14 protein-coding genes are annotated in these 19885 nt (G+C 63.6%); 5 read left to right on the forward strand and 9 right to left on the reverse strand.

The window, feature by feature from the left end; translation table 11 throughout:
- The first annotated feature begins 15 nt into the window (after positions 1-15).
- Positions 16-2472 (forward strand): ATP-binding protein, encoded by a 2457-nt coding sequence (locus R3X27_RS00570; RefSeq protein ID WP_317706863.1) that lies wholly within the window; start codon positions 16-18, stop codon positions 2470-2472.
- An 81-nt stretch (positions 2473-2553) separates the two neighbouring features.
- A complete protein-coding gene (locus R3X27_RS00575) occupies positions 2554-3384 on the forward strand; it encodes a glycosyltransferase (protein WP_317706864.1) in 831 nt (276 codons plus the stop codon).
- On the opposite strand, the gene R3X27_RS00580 is transcribed toward R3X27_RS00575, so the two are convergent.
- Positions 3381-4586 carry a glycosyltransferase family 4 protein gene (locus tag R3X27_RS00580; protein WP_317706865.1) on the reverse strand — a complete coding sequence of 402 codons (1206 nt, stop codon included), beginning with the start codon at positions 4584-4586 and terminating at the stop codon, positions 3381-3383. The two genes, R3X27_RS00575 and R3X27_RS00580, sit on opposite strands and share 4 nt — an antisense overlap.
- A 283-nt stretch (positions 4587-4869) precedes the next feature.
- Here R3X27_RS00580 and R3X27_RS00585 point away from each other — a divergent pair, with 283 nt between their 5' ends.
- Complete coding sequence (locus tag R3X27_RS00585) at positions 4870-6303, forward strand: UbiA family prenyltransferase (RefSeq protein ID WP_317706866.1); 1434 nt, start codon at positions 4870-4872, stop codon at positions 6301-6303.
- On the opposite strand, the gene R3X27_RS00590 is transcribed toward R3X27_RS00585, so the two are convergent.
- The gene (locus R3X27_RS00590; RefSeq protein ID WP_317706867.1) at positions 6300-7412 is read right to left on the reverse strand and encodes an NAD(P)/FAD-dependent oxidoreductase; all 1113 of its coding nucleotides are present in this window, start codon (positions 7410-7412) and stop codon (positions 6300-6302) included. The two genes, R3X27_RS00585 and R3X27_RS00590, sit on opposite strands and share 4 nt — an antisense overlap.
- A 21-nt stretch (positions 7413-7433) precedes the next feature.
- Positions 7434-8855, reverse strand: a complete 1422-nt coding sequence (locus tag R3X27_RS00595; RefSeq protein ID WP_317706868.1) for a mannose-1-phosphate guanylyltransferase/mannose-6-phosphate isomerase — start codon at positions 8853-8855, stop codon at positions 7434-7436.
- Positions 8856-9065: 210 nt separating this feature from the next.
- Here R3X27_RS00595 and R3X27_RS00600 point away from each other — a divergent pair, with 210 nt between their 5' ends.
- Both R3X27_RS00600 and R3X27_RS00605 read left to right on the forward strand, forming a co-directional pair.
- Entirely contained in the window at positions 9066-11915 is a 2850-nt protein-coding gene (locus tag R3X27_RS00600; RefSeq protein ID WP_317706869.1) for a hypothetical protein, read from the forward strand.
- 7 nt (positions 11916-11922) lie between these two features.
- The gene (locus tag R3X27_RS00605) at positions 11923-12885 is read left to right on the forward strand and encodes a glycosyltransferase family A protein (protein WP_317706870.1); all 963 of its coding nucleotides are present in this window, start codon (positions 11923-11925) and stop codon (positions 12883-12885) included.
- A gap of 5 nt (positions 12886-12890) precedes the next feature.
- On the opposite strand, the gene R3X27_RS00610 is transcribed toward R3X27_RS00605, so the two are convergent.
- The 6 genes from R3X27_RS00610 to R3X27_RS00635 are packed head-to-tail and all read right to left on the reverse strand — an operon-like array spanning position 12891 to position 19617.
- Positions 12891-13886, reverse strand: coding sequence for a glycosyltransferase family 2 protein (locus tag R3X27_RS00610; RefSeq protein WP_317706871.1), 996 nt, complete (start codon positions 13884-13886; stop codon positions 12891-12893).
- 3 nt (positions 13887-13889) lie between these two features.
- Positions 13890-15428, reverse strand: a complete 1539-nt coding sequence (locus tag R3X27_RS00615; RefSeq protein ID WP_317706872.1) for an O-antigen ligase family protein — start codon at positions 15426-15428, stop codon at positions 13890-13892.
- A 54-nt stretch (positions 15429-15482) separates the two neighbouring features.
- Complete coding sequence (locus R3X27_RS00620; protein ID WP_317706873.1) at positions 15483-16310, reverse strand: WecB/TagA/CpsF family glycosyltransferase; 828 nt, start codon at positions 16308-16310, stop codon at positions 15483-15485.
- Between the two features lie 27 nt (positions 16311-16337).
- The gene (locus tag R3X27_RS00625; protein WP_317706874.1) at positions 16338-17189 is read right to left on the reverse strand and encodes an exopolysaccharide biosynthesis protein; all 852 of its coding nucleotides are present in this window, start codon (positions 17187-17189) and stop codon (positions 16338-16340) included.
- A gap of 24 nt (positions 17190-17213) precedes the next feature.
- Positions 17214-18767, reverse strand: a complete 1554-nt coding sequence (locus R3X27_RS00630) for a hypothetical protein (protein WP_317706875.1) — start codon at positions 18765-18767, stop codon at positions 17214-17216.
- Between the two features lies 1 nt (position 18768).
- Positions 18769-19617: an ExeA family protein gene (locus R3X27_RS00635; protein ID WP_317706876.1), complete on the reverse strand. Its 849-nt coding sequence runs from the start codon at positions 19615-19617 to the stop codon at positions 18769-18771.
- Positions 19618-19885 lie beyond the last annotated feature (268 nt).

Below are 19885 nucleotides of genomic sequence, written 5' to 3' on the forward strand. Positions count from 1 at the left end.
GCCCCCCAAAACATGGTGAAACAGCTTCTGCGCCAATACTGGCCAACGCTTCTTGTCGCGCTGCTTGTCGCCAGTGCGGCATTTGCCTTCGACCGGGTGAGCCGACAATTGCGCTACCAACGGCAGCGCGACCTTGTGAGCTTCGAACTCGACACCGTTCGAGGTCATTTTGAACGCCAGATAAATCGGGCGCGCGAGACGGGTATGGACCTCTCCAGGAGCATGGCTGTTCGTGGAGAGGTCGATGAAGCAGCCTTCGAAGCGCTTGCCCGGGAGATTTTCGCACCGGAAGACGCTCCCTTCTGCGTCGGATGGGCACCGGGCGTGACCTTCACCGCGGCCTATCCTTCGGAAAACTGCCCGCGCCTCATCGGTCAGGACGCTGCGAGACAGTCGATACACGACACGCGGCTTGCCGCGATTACCCTCCGCCGAGGGGGGGTAACCGAGGGCCCTCGCCAGACCAGCGACAACAAGGCCGACCTCATCTTCTACTTTCCGGTCGAGACGCGACGTGGCTACAGCGAGGAACTGCTCGGCATCCTCTCGGTCGGTGTCCCTCTGGGCAAGATCCTCGACCGTTCCGGCGCGACGATGCCGCAATCGCATATCGAGATCGCGATTTCGACCGGCGGCGGGAGCGGAGGCCTCGAAGAGATCGTCTTCGGGCGCGCGGAAATCTCCTCCGAAGCCCCGGTCTTTGCGCAGATCGCTCTTCCCGGCGGTGGGTTCACCCTCCTCGCCGTGCCCAAAGCCGGCTGGAACGCCCTGACCGCCTCTTCACTGGGGTTGTGGTCCGGCATCCTCGGGATCAGCTTGCTGATCGTCGGCCTGACCTATCTAGCCAACACGCTCTCCCGAAAGCGGCACGAGGCGCAACAGGCCCGCAGCTTCGCCGAAACCCGCCTCGGCGGCCTGCTGGTCAACCTGCCCGGCGCAGCCTTCACCTACACAATGTCGCCCGGGCAGGATACGCCCGGTCCGGACGACAGGCTGCTGTTCTTCAATCCCACGACCAATCTCGAAATCTGCGGTATTGAGACATCCTTGCCCGAAGCCAATGCCGCGCCATTCTGGGCGCTGCTGGCAGACCCGGAGGAGGTCGAACGGCTGGCCGGAGAATTCCGCGAGTCCGCGCGGCAGATGCGACCCTGGCATGCCATCTGGGCAATTCGAACGCCGGCGGGCCAGCGCAAGATGATCGACGGCCGGGGTCACCCGACCCGGCTGGAGGACGGCTCCGTACAATGGGTCTGTCTCTTCGTTGACGCGACCGAACAGATCGACCGCGACCGGGAACTGGAGGAACAGCGGGAACTGGCTCTCAAGGCACAGAAAAACGAAAGCATCGGCCAGCTCACGGGCGGCGTCGCCCATGACTTCAACAATCTACTGGCCGTCATCATGGGCAACCTGGAGCTGCTGCGCGACGAGATAGAGGTGCCCGAACAGGTCGAGATGATCGATGCGAGCATCGGTGCGACCCGGCGCGGGGCCGAGTTGACGCGGAGCATGCTGGCCTTTGCCCGCAAGGCGCGCCTGCAACCGCGCCAGCTCGATCTCGACGGACTTGTGCGCAACACGCAGAACTGGGCCGGACGCACCCTTCCGAAAACGATCGTCATTGAGACCACCAACCATGCCGGTCTCTGGACAATCGAGGCCGATGAGACCTCTACCGAAGCGGCGCTGCTCAACCTGATCGTCAATGCCCGCGACGCCATGCCGAACGGCGGCACCCTGACCATCGAGACAGCGAATGCCATGATAGATCAGGACTTTCTAGACCGGCAGGAGGTCGATCTTTCGCCGGGCCGATACGTGACACTCACGGTCTCCGACACCGGACACGGAATCCCGACCGAAAACCTGTCCAGGGTCTTCGAGCCCTTCTTCTCGACCAAGCCACCCAGCGCGGGGTCGGGCCTCGGCTTGTCGATGGTGCTGGGCTTCATGCAACAGTCAGGCGGGACGGTTCTTGTCCGATCGGAGCCCGGCAATGGGACGCATGTCACACTCTATTTCCGTGCCACGAAGCTTACGCGCCCCGCCCCGCGCGATACGGCTGAAGACATCAATCCAGACTCGGCCCGACCATCCGGACGGCATGTCCTGCTGGCAGAGGACGAAAACGATGTCCGCGCCGTCCTCATGACGATGCTGCGGCGCGCCGGCTACCGGGTCACCGAGGCGCCGACAGGTGACGCCGCGCTGGCGCTGTACGAGGCAGCCCCCCACCCACCGTTCGACCTGCTCCTGACCGATATCGTGATGCCCGGTAAATTGCAGGGAACATCGCTTGCCTTGGCGCTGCGGGCGCATCAACCGCAGCTGCCGGTCATTTTCATGTCGGGCTATACCAACGAGGCCAGCATTCCGGAGCACGGGATTCGTCCCACGGATCTCCGGCTGATGAAGCCGGTTGGCCGCGCCGCGCTGCTCGACGCCATTGCGCGCACACTGGACGACTGATGTCACAGGTTCATTCCATTCCCGCTTTCGCGCGTTCGGCCAAGGCCCTACGCTTTGCCGGCGAGACACCTAAAGGCCCTCATGTTCAACATCATCGTCCCGGCCCATAACGAGCAAGCTTATATCGGCCCCACCCTCTCCGGGCTGTTGGCGCAAGATGACTGCGCTCCGTCCGGGCTGCGCGCGATCGTCGTTGCCAATGGCTGCCGCGACGCAACCGCCAAAACGGCCCGTGGATTCATCGAACGTTTCACAGCGCGCGGCTGGGAGTTGCGGGTGATCGAAACGCCCATTGGCAACAAACCCGCCGCACTGAACCTCGCCGATGCCGAGACCGCGCCCGGCCCGCGCGCCTATCTCGACGCGGATGTCATCTGTTCGCCGACACTTCTGGGCAAGCTTGCCGAGATCCTTGACAGCCCAGAACCGCGCTATGCCTCCGGCATCTTCACCATCGCACCGCCCGCAAGCCGGGTCAGCCGGCTCTATGCCCGCCTCTGGCTCAAGCTGCCCTTCATGACGAGCGGCGTCCCGGGCTGCGGGCTCTTCGCGATGAACCCGTCCGGGCGGGCACGTTGGGACATCTTTCCCGATGTCATCGCAGATGACCTCTACGCCCGGCACAGCTTCACACCCGAGGAGCGTTTCCGCGCCGAAGCGGAGTTCTCCTGGGTACTCGCGGAGGGTTTCGCCGCGCTGGTCCGTGTGCGCCGACGCTGGGACATGGGGAACCGGCAATTGCGAGAGCGTTTCCCCGAACTGACCGCCAATGAGGCGAAAGTGCCGATGACGCCACGCGACCACCTGCGTCTCATGCTTGGCCAGCCGGCGAGCTACGCAGTCTACAGCGCAGTCGCCCTGGCGAGCCGTCTTGGCGCGCGGGACCGTGTCGGTTGGGCCCGCGGCCGTTAATGCGCGGCTTCCACGCCGAGGACCTCCCGAAGCCGCGCCGCGTTCCGCGCCTGATCGTGGCGCTCCACAACTCGGTCTCGACCCTCCTGCCCCATCGCGGCCAGGCGTTCGGGTGTTGCCTCAAGGCAGTCCCGCGCGGCCGCCTCCAACGCATCGGCCTCCCCCGGTGCTACGATCCAGCCGCAGCCCGAATCCAACAGTTCCGGGATTCCGGCAATCCGGGTCGAGATCACCGGACAGCCCAGCGCCAGCGCCTCCATGATCACCACCGGCAACCCCTCGGCAAGGCTCGGCAGCAGCATCGCCCGCGCCCCGGAGACCGCCGCGCGCACCGCTTCCTTACTGCCCCAGCCCGCCAGCTCGACATGCGCCTCCACGCCGAGCTCTGCGATCCGCCGCTCGATCTCCTCCCGGTCCTCACCGTCGCCGATCAGCACGATCTTCAGCGCAGGAAAATCGCCGCAGAGCCGTCGCGCCAGCTCCGGCAGCACGACCTGCTGCTTGGCCGCGCAGAGCCGGCCGACGCAAACGAGTCGGGGCGCGGTTACCGGTGCCCCGCGTAGCTCCAACGCCTCCGGGTCGATCCCGCACCCAACAATATGCAACTTTGGCGCAACCCAATCGCCGCAATTGTCGAGGATGACACCTCGGCAATACTCCGTGATCGCGATCACCGCGCTTGCGTGTCGCGCCTTCAGCGCCAGCGCATTGGCGCCCGGATCCACCAGCTCGTCCGGCCCGTGCACGGTAAAACTGTAGGCCGGACCGCCCATTCGCTGCGCCAACATCGCCACCGCCGCGGAATTGGTCGAAAAATGAACATGGACATGGGAATGCCCCGCGGCCACCGCCCGCCGCTTGAATCGCACCGCCTCCAGCAGATAGGCGGCGTGATACACCAGCCGCCCGCCCGCCGCGCGCGAGAGCCGGGCCGTGTCTGCGACCGCGCACGCAAACCCCCTAGGGTTGGTGAGCATTTCGGCGAGCGCCCCTCCAAGCAGCGTCGGCAGACCGGCTGCCAGCAAGTACTCCGTCCAATCTCGCTCATCGATGTCGCGCGGCTCGACCAGGTCCGCATCCCAGGGCCGAATCGCATAGCGATCCACAGGCGTCAGCCCCGCCGCCTCATGTGCCCGGATCTCTTCGCGCACAAAGGTCGAACTCGTCATCGGATAGGTATTCATCAGATAGGCTAGCGTCATCGGCTCATCCTGCCCGCCCGCACCACCCGCCGGCATGTCCCGAGACAGCTAACGGGCGATGCACGCAGATGGCAACGCTCCACCGCGCCGCAGGTCCACGCCGCGCCAGCGGCGCCATCGCCGCTCGAACCCCGTTCGGCGGCAGGCCCCTTCGTCGCGAGGGCTGCCCTCCCTGCAACAGGTCGACCGCAACTCCCCTCCTCGACCCGCCTTTTCGGTTCGAGTTTCGGCGCGGGCTTTGCTAGGCTCCGCCCCGAGGTACGAGTAGAGGAAAAACCCACAGATGCAGCAAGATGTTACACCCGACACCCTCGCGGTGGATCTGGACGGAACGCTGCTGCGCTCCGACATGCTCTTCGAGAGCTTCTGGTCTGCCCTGGGGCGTGACTGGAAATCGGGCCTCGCCACCATCACAACGCTGTCCGGCGGTCGGGCAAAACTCAAGAGCCAGCTCGTCGCCGCTTCCGATGTCGACATCACCCTGTTGCCCTACAACGAAGAGGTCATCGAACGGGTGAAGGCCTGGCGGGCCTCTGGCGGCCGAACCGCGCTGGTCACCGCCACCGACCAGGCGCTCGCCGATCGCATCGCCGCCCATCTCGGCATTTTCGACGAGGTTCATGGCTCCGATGGCCACACCAATCTCAAGGGCGCAGAGAAGGCCCGCTTCCTGACCGAACATTTCGGCGAACGGGCGTTCACCTATATGGGCGATTCCGAGGCCGACCTGCCGGTCTGGGAAGCCTCCGCCAAGGCGATCACCGTCAATGCGCCGCCGAAGCTGCGCGACGCGGCCTCGCGACTGGAACCGGAGGTCGAGCATATCGGCACCCCCGACAGCAATCACAGAGCCTATATCAAGGCGCTGCGCCCGCATCAGTGGATGAAGAACCTGCTGGTCTTCCTGCCCGCGCTCGCAGCGCAGCAATTCACCGCCCTGACCCTGCTGCAGAGCCTGATGGCTTTCATCGCCTTCTCCCTCGTCGCCTCCTCGGTCTACGTGCTCAACGACCTGCTCGACCTCTCGGTCGACCGCGCCCACCCGCGCAAATGCAAGCGCCCCTTCGCTGCCGGCGATATCCCTATCGCGCAGGGGACCAGCCTCGCCGCCGGGTTACTGGGCGGCGGCGCGTTCATTGCCGCCTTCCTCGGCCCCGCCTTCCTGATGGTGATGGCCGTCTACTACATCACCACCCTGGCCTATTCGCTTGTCCTGAAACGCCGCGCCGTGGTTGATATCTGCACCCTGGCCCTGCTCTACACGCTGCGCATCGTTGCCGGCGGCGCCGCCACGGCCATTCCGCTCTCGGTCTGGCTGCTCGCTTTCTCGATCTTCTTCTTCCTGTCGCTCGCCGCCGTGAAGCGACAGGCCGAACTGGTCGACAATGTCAAACGGGGCAAGCTCGATGTCTCCGGGCGCGGCTATTCGGTCGAGGATCTCCCCATCATCGCAATGATGGCGATCAGTTCGGGCTATGTCGCCGTGCTGGTCATGGCACTCTACGTCAACTCGGTGAACATGGCCGAACTCTATTCCGCCCCGGCCATGCTTTGGGGGATCTGCTTCATCCTGCTGTACTGGATCAGCCGCACGGTGATGATTGCCCATCGCGGACAGATGCATGACGATCCGGTCATCTTCGCCGTCCGCGACGGAACGAGCCGGACCTGCTTCGTCGTCATCCTCTGCTTCGCCTTCGCCGCCGCCCTGTTCTAGATCTCAAGCAGCCGAACGACATGGTCGGCGATTGCAAGCGAGGCCGTCAGCCCCGGGCTCTCGATTCCGTAAAGATTGACCAGACCTGACAGTTCCCCGCCGCGAATGTCGAAATCCGCCGGAGGGTCTCCCGGCCCGGAGAGCTTCGGGCGAAGCCCCGCATAATCCGGGACCAACGCACGCTCGGGCAGGCCCGGCCAATATCGCCGGATCGCCGTCGCGAACCCGGGCGCACGTGTCGGGTCGACGCCGTAATCGATGGAATCCGCTTCGAGACCGGGCGACTGCCACTCAACATCCGGCCCGAAGCGGAGATTACCGGCCATGTCCAGCGTCGCATGGACTCCCAATCCGCCATCCACCGGCGCCGGATAGACCAGCCGTGAAAACGAAGACCGGCCGGTGAAACGGAAGTAATTCCCCTTGGCCAGCCGGTAGCGCGGGATGTCATTGTCAGCCAGCCCGGCAATCGCCCCGGCGACACGGGGAGCTGACAGCCCGGCCGAATTGACCAGACACGGCGCCCAAAACCGGGTTGGCTCTTCACCACCGGTCTGGATCTCGAATCCGTTGCCCACCGGCTCGGCGGCCAGAAATGGGCTGCCGAGCGCGACATGCCCAGCGGCGCTCTCGATCTCGGCGCTCAAAGCGAGCAGATATTGGTGGCTGTCGAAAATCCCGGTCTCGGGCGAGAGCAGCCCGCCCTGACAGGCGATTTCCGGCTCCATCTCTGCGATCTGCCCGGCCGTAAGCCACCGCAGCCCCTCCACACCATTGGCCTCCCCCCGCGCCTTGAGCGCCTCGATCCCGGCCAGTTCCTCTGCGCTGGTTGCCACGACGATCTTGCCGCAGCGCCGATGCGCGATCCCGCGTTCGGACAGGTAGTCGTAGAGCAATCGCCGCCCCGTGACACAGAGCCGGTGTTTCAGGCTCCCGGTCTGATAATAGAGACCCGCATGAATCACTTCGCTGTTGCGTGAGGAGATCCCCTCGCCGGGACGCATGGCGGCTTCGAGGACCAGAACCGCGCGCCCGCCGCGGGCCAACCGCGCCGCACAGGCCAACCCGACAGCCCCCGCGCCAATCACAACCGCATCGAAATCGGCCATAGCAGCCTTCCGTCTCGTGCCTCAGCCGCGCCCGTAAACATCCTCGTAGCGCAGGATGTCATCCTCGCCGAGATAGGCGCCGGTCTGCACTTCGATGAGATACATCGGCAGCTTTCCGGGATTTGCCATCCGGTGCACCGCGCCAAGCGGGATATAAACCGACTGGTTCTCGGTCACGAGCCTGATCTCCCCGTCCACCGTCACCTCCGCCGTTCCGGAGACGACGATCCAGTGTTCGGAGCGGTGATGATGGCTCTGCAGGCTCAACACGCCGCCCGGATGGACCATGATCCGTTTCACCTGAAATCGGTTGTCGATGCAGAGCGTCTCGTACCAGCCCCAGGGCCGGTGAAAGCGTGGATAGTCATCGGCCTGCGGCACCTGTGCCTCGCGGAGCGTCTTGACGATCGTCTTGACCTCCTGCGAGCGCCCCTTGTCGGCCACCAGCACCGCATCGCGCATCGCAACGACCACGACATCCTTCAACCCCAGCCCGACGAGATGCATATTCTCCTCTTCCGAGCGCAGATAGGTGTTGGCGCAATCAAGAACCGTCACGGGCCCATGGGTCGCGACGCCATGCTCATCGGGCCCCTCTTCCTGCCAAAGCGCTTCCCAGGACCCGAGGTCGGACCAGGTGCAGGCCAACGGAACGGCCGAGACCTTCTCCGCCTTCTCCATCACAGCGTAGTCGAAGGAAATTGACTCGGCCTCGCCATAGGCGTCGGCATCCAGCCGGAACAGGTTGAGATCCTGCGCGCCCGCCTCCAGCGCCGCCCGGCAAGGGACGAGAAGCTGCGGCGCGTGGGCCTCGAAGGCGGCCACGACATCGCCGGCCCGGAACAGGAAAATTCCACCATTCCAGAGATATGTCCCGGCGGAAAGGAAGGCCGCCGCGGTCTCGGCGTCAGGCTTTTCGCGGAAGCTCGCCAGCGGCACGGCAATACCGGATCCGTCCGGCTTTTCCGCCAGCTCCAGATATCCGTAGCCCGTCTCGGGCCGGTCCGGGGTGACGCCGAACGTTACCAGCGCCCCTGCCTGCGCCGCTTCAACCCCACGTTCCACCGTGGCAAGAAAGGCCGGGATATCCGCAATGACATGGTCCGAAGGGGCAATCAGCATCAACGCATCGTCCCCGGCATCACGCGCCAGCAACAACGCCGCGGTCAGGATCGCCGGGCCGGTGTCGCGCAGGCAAGGCTCGACCACGACCTGCGCATCCGACAGCCCGATGGCCGCGGCCTGTTCCGAGGCCAGGAAGCGGAACTCCTCGTTTGTCATCACAAGGGGCTGGGTGAACAACCCGCCGCTCAGCCGCCGCAACGTGCTCTGGTAGAGGCTTTCCTTGCCGAGCAGGCCGACGAATTGCTTCGGATAGGCCTGGCGCGACGAGGGCCAGAGCCTCGTCCCGGATCCGCCGCAAAGGATGACGGGATGAATCATCGGAAACCTCCTGAACAAACCCGCACTGATCGCGCCGGCACTCTGCCTGTACTCTTGCCTCAGCCGGGACGCTTTGTCATGGCTCGAATGCCGGATTCCCCGGCGTTGCGACGCGATTTCAACGCTCTGTAAACTTTCAGCCGTCAGGGTCACGCGCAAGCGTCGCGCGGGCCGATGCACACTGGGTCGAAAGATCCACAGGGAGCCAGAATGGTTCGAACAAGACAGATATCGCGATGGCTCGCTGGCCTCGCCCTTGCCTGGCTTCTGCCGGCACTTGCCGCAGCCGAACCGGTCGAAGCCCATTTCGTCGTCCATGACCGCGCAGTCACACCCCCGCTCCAGCCTTTTGCCACGACGATCGGCGCCATTGGCAATGGCGCGGCGCTCATGCCGAATGGCGGGTTCGAGCCAATGATCCTGCGCGACATGTTCATGGCGACCGAAGACGCGCCCGACCGCGTCATCGCCCCGCCGCATCGGCTGACGAATTACGACAGCTGGCGCCCCGGCATGCTGGACGGCGCGGAGGTCGAAATCCTGCGGATCGAGAACGGCTCATTCCGCTCCGTGCGACTGGACCGGGTCGCGCAAGGCGGACATCACGCTTCCGGCTGGGTGCGCATGTTTGGCGACAAGGTGGTGGCGCCAGACCGGTCCGGCATCACGGTCTCCCTGCCCGCCTGGTTTCGAAGCGACGTGCCTGTTTATTTCACACTCCGCAGCGTGGACAGTCGCGGCGGTTTCTCTGCCCCCGCTCAAGCCGTTTCCGTGCAATGGCCCGGACCTCCGGACCGCAAGGTAACGCCAGCCGACCTGATAGATGTGAAGACGCTGGGCACGGAACAGGGACTCCTGCCATCCCCCGATACCCTCTCGGCAAGGCTGGACTCGGATGGAAATATCCGTCTCGACTGGCCCCCCGTCGCCGGCGCTCAAGGCTATGCAATCTATCGGTCCGACAGACCGCCGAGCGAACATGACGGGTATTTCCTGCAACTCGCCGGGACAGGTCCGGCAATCCGCGCCGGGGACCTTGTGATTCTGCGCGCACGCCGTTTGCGTGCGGACCGGACGCGGCTATTGAGCCATCGCGTCTGGGGCGGCGGCGCAACCGCAAGAGACTTCCTGCCTCCGCTCTTGTCACGCTGGTCCGACGACCCCGATGGCGGCAACTGGCATCTCGTTCGCCATCCCCGAGGCACGCCGCTGCCCGATCCGGGCGAAACCCATCTGCGGGTGCAGCTTGGGTTCGGCCAGGAGTTCCGCACAGGACGACGAAATCATTCCGGCCTTGCACAGAGTTGGTATCCGGTGCTGGAACCGGGCCGGATGTACCGGTTCGAAGTCTGGCTGCGCGGCGAAGCGCTTCGGCCGGTCACATTCGAACTGACCGGCTTCCACACCAAGCTGAAAGGCGGCGCGCTCGGCCGTTATCTCTTCCGCGTTACACCAGACTGGAAGCTCTTCAGCGGTACCTTCTCTGTCCCGGTCGCGCACCCCGGCAAGGAAGCCGGGCGGATGCAGCTTCGGCTGACCGGGCCTGGCCTGTTCGATATCGACAATTTCCGCGTCTATGCTGACGATGCGCCGTATCTCTCACTTCCACCCGAGGATGCGGCGCGACTCGCGGGCTCCGGAATGTCCCTTCTGCGAACCCATTCCCTCGTCAAGACCGGGCGTGCAAGCTACGATCTGACACAACTCACCAATCCGGGTGGCGCCATCAACGGAACGGGCGGCGGGAACACCCTGCCGCAGCTTCTGAACGAGATGGCCCGGCTCGGCATGGACCCGTGGTTGCAGATCGAACCACATCTCTCCGCCGCCGAGTGGCTTGGTCTGGCCGATTTTCTGGCCGAACCGCGTCGAACCGGTGCTTTCGGAAAGATCCTGCTGGAGATCGGCAACGAGACCTGGAACCCGCTCTTTGCCCCCTGGACCTTTCCGAAGATGCGAGACGCGGGAACAGGTCGTCGCTACAGTCCGGGGGAGACCTACGGGCTCTACCAGGAATATGTGCTCTCGATTCTGCGCCAAAGCCCGAACTGGGAGCAACTCGCACCCAAACTTGTGCCGGTCATCGGCGGCCGTGCCGGGCTTGGCGACTGGGCCGGGTTCAACTACGGGCAGGACGCTGCGCAGCATTCGCCCTCGACCGCGATACTCACGCATGCCGGATATATCGGCGGATGGGAATCCGGGGAAGGACCGGTTCGCCCCGACCCGGCCGGGCTCTCCCGCGTCCTCACCCATGTCCTGCAGGCCGGCATACCGCAGGCGAAACGCCAGCGCGACGCGGCGACACGGATCGCGCGGTCCCGCGGAACTCCGCTCGTGCATGGCACCTACGAGGCCGGCCCGGGCTACGCGATGAACGGGCTGAACGGACGGCACATGACCGACGCGCAATCTGACTTGCAGCAACGCGCCATGAAGAGCATCGCCGCCGGAACGGCGACACTCGACAGTTTCCTCGCGCGCGCACGGCATGGAGAGGGGGTGCAGACCTATTTCAGTTATGGTCAGGGAAGCCATTGGGCGTCGCATCTTCCCTGGCAACAGGGCGGCGACCCGCTGCCCTCCTGGGAGTTGCTCACCCTGTTCAACCGGGTCGGTCTTGGGAAAATGCTCGACATTGAAACCCGTACGGTTCCGCGCCGCAGCCTGCCGCACGACCGTGGCCGGATCGCCGTTCCGGACGCCCCACTGTTAGCAGCTTACGCAACCCGTTCCCCGGGACGGGTGACTCTGATCCTGATTTCGCGCCGCGTTCCCGATCAGGTCAACCCGCAGGATGACGGGACGACCTCGGTCACGGTCGCGTTGCCCTTTTCCGAGGCGCGAAAGGTCACACGCTACTGGCTTGAGGGCCCGTGGAACGGACATGACCTCGATGGTGACGCGGTACGGCTTCGTTCGGAACAACGCGCGGTCCACGAGAGTCTTCCACAGCTTCAAATCTCCTCCCTTCCGCCGGGAAAGGCCGAGATCTATGTTTTCGAGACATTCGACAACGATCGCGCCTCGGATGCGGCACTGCCCGGAACAGACAGGTGACGAACATATGAGCGGCTCCGACGACATCGGCATCATCGTGATCGGGCGCAACGAAGGAGCGCGATTGCGCGCGTGCCTCGCCTCGCTCGATGGCTGCCCGGTCAGGTTGATCTATGTTGACTCGGGTTCGACTGACGGATCCGTGGCCGCGGCACGTCAGGCAGGCGCACATATCGTGGAACTGGACATGTCACGGCCATTCACGGCGGCTCGCGCAAGAAATGCCGGCCTGGCGGAGCTTGCCGGGAATGACCCCCCGGCATTCGTACAGTTCCTCGACGGCGACTGCACGCTCGCGTCCGGCTGGCTCACGGCCGCACGCACGTTTCTGCAACAGAACCCGAGCGTGGTGGCCGTCTCCGGTCGCCTGCGCGAACGTCACCCGGAGCGCAGCCTCTACAACCGCCTGTGCGACGCGGAATGGAACACGCCAACCGGGCGGTCCAGGGCGTGCGGCGGTATCGTCCTGATGCGTTTTCCTTCTGTCATGGACGCCGGTGGATTCCGCGAAGACCTCATCGCCGGCGAAGAGCCGGAGCTTTGCGTTCGTCTGCGTGCGGCCGGCGGGGAGATCTGGCGGATTGACCACGAGATGGGCTGGCATGACGCCGAGATGACCCGGTTTTCGCAATGGTGGCGCCGCAGTCGCCGCGCAGGCTTCGCCTTTGCCGAGGGATACCGACTGCATGGCCGCCCGCCGGAGCGGCATTTTGCTCTCGAGATGCGGCGTATTCTGGTCTGGGCAGGACTTCTCCCGATCGCCATCCTGTCCGGCGCCCTCATCATCTCGCCTTGGGCGCTTCTTGGGTTTGCCCTCTATCCGCTTCAGGTTGTACGGCTCGCAAAACGGGTTGGCTGGGAACGCGCGGCCTTCCTCAGCCTTGGACGTTTTGCGGAAATGCAGGGGGTACTGGAATACCAGCGCCAACGTCTCTCGGGCGCGCGCCGCACGCTGATCGAGTATAAATAGCCCCGCTACGGCCTCTGCGGCGGCGTCCACCCGGTGAGCAGCGGACGCAGCATGTGGATCCAGCTGTCGCGGATGAACCGGTCCGGGATCCACGGCCGCCGCCCGCGCAGTCGACTGTGAACATGATTGACCCCTGCGCCAGAGATCGCTGCCAGAGCGCAGGCGATCGCGCCAACGCGCCCGTGGGAGCGATAGAAGTAGAGACGCCGGGACTGGTACCAATAGGCCGGGCGCCGTCGCTGTCCGACCTCGACGCCGCGCAGACCGGTTGCCGCGCCTTCAACATGATCGACAACCGCTTCAGCGACATGCCGACACTCCCAACCCGCCTCCCCGAGACGGCGCATCAGGTCAACCTCTTCATAATAGAGAAAAAACCCGGGCTCGAAGAAATCAACTTGCTGAAGCGCGTCGAAGCGGACCAGCGCGGCGGCGCCTGTCACCCAGTCCACCTGTCCGGACGGAAGTTCCGCTGGGAGGGGGATCCTCCACCGGCCGAGACACCGCGTAATCGGACCGAAGCTGGCCGCTTCGGCAAACTCGCCGGCGAGTCCCGGGAAGCGAAAGGCGCTGGTGCTCGCATTGCCGTCCATGTCGTGCAATCGGGCGCCGGCGACGCCGGCCTTCGGATGTTCCAGAAGGCACCCGACGAGGTGATCCAGCGCCGGTCCGCGCAATCGTGCATCCGGATTGAGAAGGAAAACGAAATCCGGCCTCCTATGCGGTTCGCTCAAGGCGCGCAGAACCAGATTGTTGCCCCGCCCGAACCCAAGATTGTCTGACGAAATATGCAAATGCACCCGGTCCAGCCAACCGCGCTCGGCGATCGCCTCAGCCAGCTGCTTCGCGTCCCCCGTCGGCGAGCCGTTATCGAGAATGTGAACGTCCAGCGTCACGGTGCCGTCCGTCCTTTCCAACACGCTGGCGACAGCCTCAAGTGCAAGTCCGGCCGTGCCATAGTTCACGACAATGACCGAAACTCTTGGAGGGTGCGGCTCCATCCCCTATTCCCTCGACGATGCGTCGCGGGCCTGCGGGGCGAAACAGGGCTGCCGTTGACCGGGCGATGGCTCGCGCAGGACGGGACTGAAGGGTGTTCGGCAACTGCGGCTTTCCACGACCGGAGTTGGCATCAGAGGTGCGAAGAGCGGGGCCTGGACGGAGGACTCGATCCGGTTCGTTTCGCCGATGGAAAGCCTCTGCCATTCAAGGCGGCCTGCCAGCGCTCCGGCGATGATCCAGGTCAGCGGGGTAAGCGAGGCGTTTGGCACAAGATCGATGAGATTCGCTGCGAGCAGGATGGCCAGCACAACGGACACACCGTCAGGTTCCGATCGACGTGCTTGCCACGCAAGCTGCAGGACAGGCAGACAGAGAAGGCCGAAAACCGAGAGATACAGAGCCCATCCACCCTGGCCGAACAGAATAACCCAGGCACCATCGGACACGGAGATGTCCTTGCCGCGCTCATCATGGAGTCTTGCACGCCCCCACCCCCCCCAACCGAAGAATGGGCGTTCTTCGGCCTTGGCGAGCAGGGTTTCCTCCTGTTCGAGACGGAATTGCAGGGATCCTGCCCGCTCGGCATCAATGTGTTCGGCCATTTCCACGATCCTGTCGATGGGCACAATGCCATGCGCACGCATTGCGGGATAGGCCAGCAAAAGAGCGGAGATCAAGGCGGCAAACACGAGCTGCATCCTGGCGGGTGCAAGGAGAATGGCCGGCGCAAAGAGAACGGTGATGGCAAATGCGCCAAGGGATTTGCTCAGGAACAGCGTCGCGAAGAGCAACACCGCGAGGATGACGAAGAGCGGGCGTCGTTCCGGATTGTACCGCGTGCCCGCCACGGCCGCCAGGGTGGCAAGGGCGAGGGTAAGCGACAGGACGAGTCCATGATTGAGAAACACGATCGGTCGAAAGCCATCGCCGCGCATATGCTGAAAAAAGGAGGCCGGGAAGAAGCCGTAGACCGTCCGATTGAGTTGGGGCGACATCCGGATTTCGTAGAGAGTCGGGATGGTATAGAGCGCAACTGCGGCAACCAGAACGAATAGGAACTGTCGCTGCGCTCGCGGCGAGGCGAGGTACTTTCGGGCAATGATGTAGGGAAAAAACAGCATCACAAGCGACAGGTCCGCAGCGAGGCCGTCATAGTAGGACAGGCCGGGCAGGGTGCGCGGCCCATACACGAGCGGATCATGGTTCGCGGCTGCGGTTACCAAAGCGCCGGCAAGGGCGGATACGAGGCACAGGCGCGCCCCGAATGAGCTCGGGAGCAAGCCCCTGAGCGCATCCGTCCCGGGCCGACGAGAGGGCTTGTTGCGTGATAGCAGGATCAGGAGCAGGGCAGCCAGAATGGCCGACGCATTCTTGTCAAAGCCCGGCAGCATGGGAAAGTCTACCGCCGTGCGGGTCGGCAACAGAAGAAAGCCTCCCAGCATCGCAGCGGTTATTCCAGCAGCGAGAGGCAGCCGCCGGAAGGCGACTGACGCAACAACCGGCCATGACAGGACCACGAAATAGGCAAGGATATTAGGCATGGCCGATCACTCTCGGCATCGCGACCTCCCCGCGTTGGAAGTCCAAAGCCCGAGTCACGCGCGCCGGCTTTCCCGCCGCTGACGGAGCGCTGCTCCAAACAACCCGGGCAATGCCGCAAAGCAGCGGGCATAGCGAGGGCCAAGGCGCATTGGGTTCGCGGCCATACGCCAGGCCCATTCCAACGCCATCCTCCGTACGATTCTTGGTGCGCGGATCTGTTGACCGGAAATGAAATCCAGCCCTGCTCCGATCGACAAGAAGCCTCGATCGCCCAGCCTTTCGCTTGCGCGCGCGGCAAAGAGCTCCTGCTTCGGAGCGCCAAGTGCCAGGAACCAGAGTCTTGCGTCCGACTGCGCTATGGCATCGATATAGTCTTCCGCTATTTCGCCACTCGGATCGAAACAAGACGGCGGCGAGATGCAATCCGCGATCCGCAGTCCCGGATGGCGCGCCTTGAGCGCCGAGGCCGCTGCGGCGAGACTTTCCTCGCAGGCCCCAAAAAGGCCGACCGGTACATCGTTGCGCGCGGCCTGGCGCGCAATCGGTTCAACAAGTTCCGAACCCGGAACGAGGTCGATGTCCTGCCCGGCAAGCCTGGCGAGCCAGACAATCGGGTTGCCGTCGGCAACGATGTGGCTGTGGCGGAGATAGGCATCCCGGAAAACGGCGCTGCCCCGGAGCTTCACGACGTGATCAAGATTGATCGTCGCGACGGCGAAGCCACGCCCTTGGCGCAACCGGCGAGCTATGTCGTCCAGCAACTTGACCGAGCTCTTGTGGGTGAGCGGGATGGACAGTTCCTTGCCATCTGTGCCTGCCTGTCCTTGCAGCGGAATCCGGATTTCGCCGGGCGTCGACATGAAGCCAAAGTCGAATACCATTGTGGAACCTCCTTGTCGGACCGAACTTCAGGCAGCCGCGTGGTCGTTTGAATATCCGTACAGGCCGCCGGAATGGCGGCATTTGTTGAGCACAAGGCCCATGACCGTCGTCAGCTCTTTCAGCTGGCGCAGGCAAAGCTCGGTCTGTGCATGTGTGGTCTCTTCCGCCGCCACCATCAGCAAGACAGCGTCGACCTTGCTCAGAAAGCCGAAATTGTCGTCGGTACACAGCATTGGCGGCAGGTCGAAAAGGACGAGATCCGGATCGTATTGCTCCGTGAGCCCGGCGATGCATTCTTCGGTCCGGGCGCTCTGGAGAAGTTCCGACGGCGCCTCGGCCGGCTTATTGTTAAGACCAATCGCGACATTCTCTCCGAGGCGGAGCGCATGGTCGGCGAAACCGAACTCGCCGCGCAAGATCTCCTGCATGCCCTGCTCGACCTGCTGCCCAAGCATCCGCGCAAGCGATGGGCGTCTCAGATCGAGATCAAGCAGCATGAGCCGTAGATCTGGCTGCCGCGAAAAGGAAAAGGCGAGATTGGCGGCGGCGGTTGTCTTGCCGCAGTCGGGTGTCGGAGAGACGATGCCGATGTAGCGCCAACCATTCTGACGTGCCTGGTGCCAGACCCTCGTGCGCAACAGATCGAATGGTGCGGCCGCCCTACCGCCCTCTCGCGCCATCAAGCGCGTGTCGTGGAGAGACCGCGCCGAAAGGTCAAACGGTGCGAGCTTTCGCCAGAGGTCGTCCTTGTCGGGTGTCGGAGCGACCGGCATGGGCGCGGGCTCGACAAGAACCGGCCTGCCGGTTTCATTCGCAGCAGTGCGTACGAGGGCCCGCTGCGCTCGCGCCTTCTCGATGGCAATCTGTAACCTGTCCATTTCGCGGCGCTCCTGCGTTCTGCCTTACCAGGACATACCCAGACGACTCATCGCCTTGTCGGCGACCAGGTCCAACGGCATGTAGGATTCGTGAAACGCCCAGCTGGCACCCAGTACGCCAGAGGCAACGATCAGCCCGATCATCACGGCAAACACCCGTCCTGCCAGAAGCTGCCCATGGGTTCGCTGGTAGGGAATCGTCGCGATGGGCATCACGTCGAAACGGGCGATGACGTCTTCTGGGCGGCGCATGCTGCGGGACATGATTTCAAGTAGATAGACCAGTGCCAGCCCCGACATCAGGCCAAGCCCGACGCCCGCCGTCACGAGTTTTCTCCGATTGGGCTCACTTGGCTCACTGGGAACACTGGGCGGTTCGATCACCGCGATGCGCTGTCCGCGAGACATGAACTCGATTCGTTCACCGGTCTCCGCGCGGCTAAGGTTATCCACGGCCTGATTGTACTGCGCCAGGATGTTTGCGTAATCCCGCTCCAGGGCCTCCAGCGCGATAGCATTCGCCGGTGTCTGGGAAATGCCGTCGCCGAGCTCGCCAATCTGGGCAACCAAGTTACCGCGCTGCGTCTCCGATACCGCAATCTGCGCGTCGATATCTGCAAGCTGGATGTCCAGCATCAAGCTGTCTGACATGTCCTTCGGCGCTTCACCTTCCGCGACAGGTGCCAGCTGTGTTTCATCCGCTTCCAGCCCCGCGATCAACGCCTGCAGGTGCCGCACCTTGGAGCTCTGGTCGGAATAGACCGTTCGCGCTTCCGACAGGTCCTGATGCAACTGGCTCAGGCGCAATTGGCGCGGGCTGAGCTGGATCTTCGCCTTGTTCGGATCGGCCCCGATCTGCCGCGATGCCGCGTTGAGACGAATGAGCTGCGCGCGCTGGTTCCGCAGATTGACGATGTCGGTTTCGAGCCGCGCCGACTGTTCTCGCATCCGGGATTGCTCGGACATCCGGAACGCCATCGTCTCGGGCAAGGCAGCAGCGTGCTCCATCTTGTAGGCAAGGATCTCATCGGATTTCGCATCCAGATCCCGCTTCAGCCAGCTCACCTGCTGCTCGAAGAAGTCCTGGGTCGTCGTGGCGCGCTCTGCACGGAACTCGGCATTCTGCTCGAGGATAACCGACAGGTAGGCATTCAGCACCCCCGCTGCCGCTGCCGCTTCCGGCGCAACGAAAGTGATCGTCAGAATGGTTGCCTGGTTGCGGCCGGAATGCCGCCGGATCCGGGTTTGAGCCCGCATCGCCTGCGCGACCTCGTCCGCGCTCATGTCCATTTGGCCCCGAACGGCATCATGGGAAGACGCGATGCGCAGAAGGTTCTCGCGGGTCATCAGCCGTTGCTCGATGATCTGCATCTGCTCCACTGCGGATGTGGCAACAGTAGACCGGGCAAGCTCGTCGGGGATCTGCTTCGATTCCATCATCAGCCGCAGCTCGCTCCGATAGGAGGAAGGCAGGCTCTGCGTCACCGCTATAGCGGCCAGAGAGATCGTCGCCGCGACCAGCAGGAACCAGTGGAACCGCCTTCTGAACCGCGACAGGTAGAAACGAAGCTCGGACATCTCAGTGTACCTTGCCGTCGCCGAGCCCGCCGCCGAAGAAGACACCATCGTCCAGCACTTCACGGACCGTACCTTCGGTCACCACTGTCTGATTTCCACTCCAGGCGTAAAGCATGGTCAAATCGCAGAGTTGATTGATCAGCCGGGGCAACCCCTGTGTCGCCTGGTGGACAAGCGAGGCCGCGTCACGCGTGATCTCGTCGCCCGTCCCACCAGCTTGGCGGAGCCTGTGCGCCACGAACCCGGCTGTATGATCGGCGTCGAGGCCCTGAAGATGATAATGGGCCGCCACGCGTTGCGCGAGTTGACTCATATCTGGCGCGCGAACAAGGTCGCGAAGCTCGGGCTGGCCAACCAGGATGATCTGCAAGAGCATGTCCTGGCTTGAATTGATATTGGTCAGCATGCGCAGTTCTTCGAGCGCCTGCTTTGTCAGGTTCTGAGCCTCGTCAAATATCAGGACGACCCGCCGCCCGGCCGCATAATCCGCCAAAAGCTGATCCTGCAGGCGTTGGAAGCTCTGCACATGGCTTTCACCATCATGCAGCTCCAACCCAAGCGCATTCAGCGCCCATTGAAGCAACTCGCCGCGCTCACCCTGAGCATTGGAAACCACACCAACCTTCAGCTCTTCTGTCATTCGCCCGAGCAGCGCCTGCAGAAGGGTCGTCTTGCCGGCACCAACTTCGCCGGTGATCAACGTGATCGGCGCCTGTGACATCACGCCGAATTCCAGCACCGCGAATGCGCGCCGGTGCTGCGGTGTCCAGAAGAGAAAATCCGGGTCGGGAACAAGGGTGAAGGGACGTTTCTCCAGTCCGAAATACCCTTCGTACATGTTCATCGACATTTTCGGCCTCCAGCGTCCCTCCGTAATTCTTCGCGAAGGGGAATTTGCGCTTCTGCGCATGGCGTTCCGCCTGTCGTTCCATTTTGAAAGTCGGACGGTTCACTGAAGATGAATGCGACCGCGTGGTTAGAATTCGGTTAACAACCGCATTAATTCTTTTCGAACGGATCCAATCCTATGCTGTTCCGGAAGGTAGCGGGCGCCAATCCGACACCTGTTCGTGAAAAACGCCGAGCGAGAATCGTTCCGGTGCATATCAGGCGAGACA

Origin of the sequence: Tropicimonas sp. TH_r6, assembly GCF_033101155.1 — a bacterium.
Lineage (GTDB): Bacteria > Pseudomonadota > Alphaproteobacteria > Rhodobacterales > Rhodobacteraceae > Tropicimonas.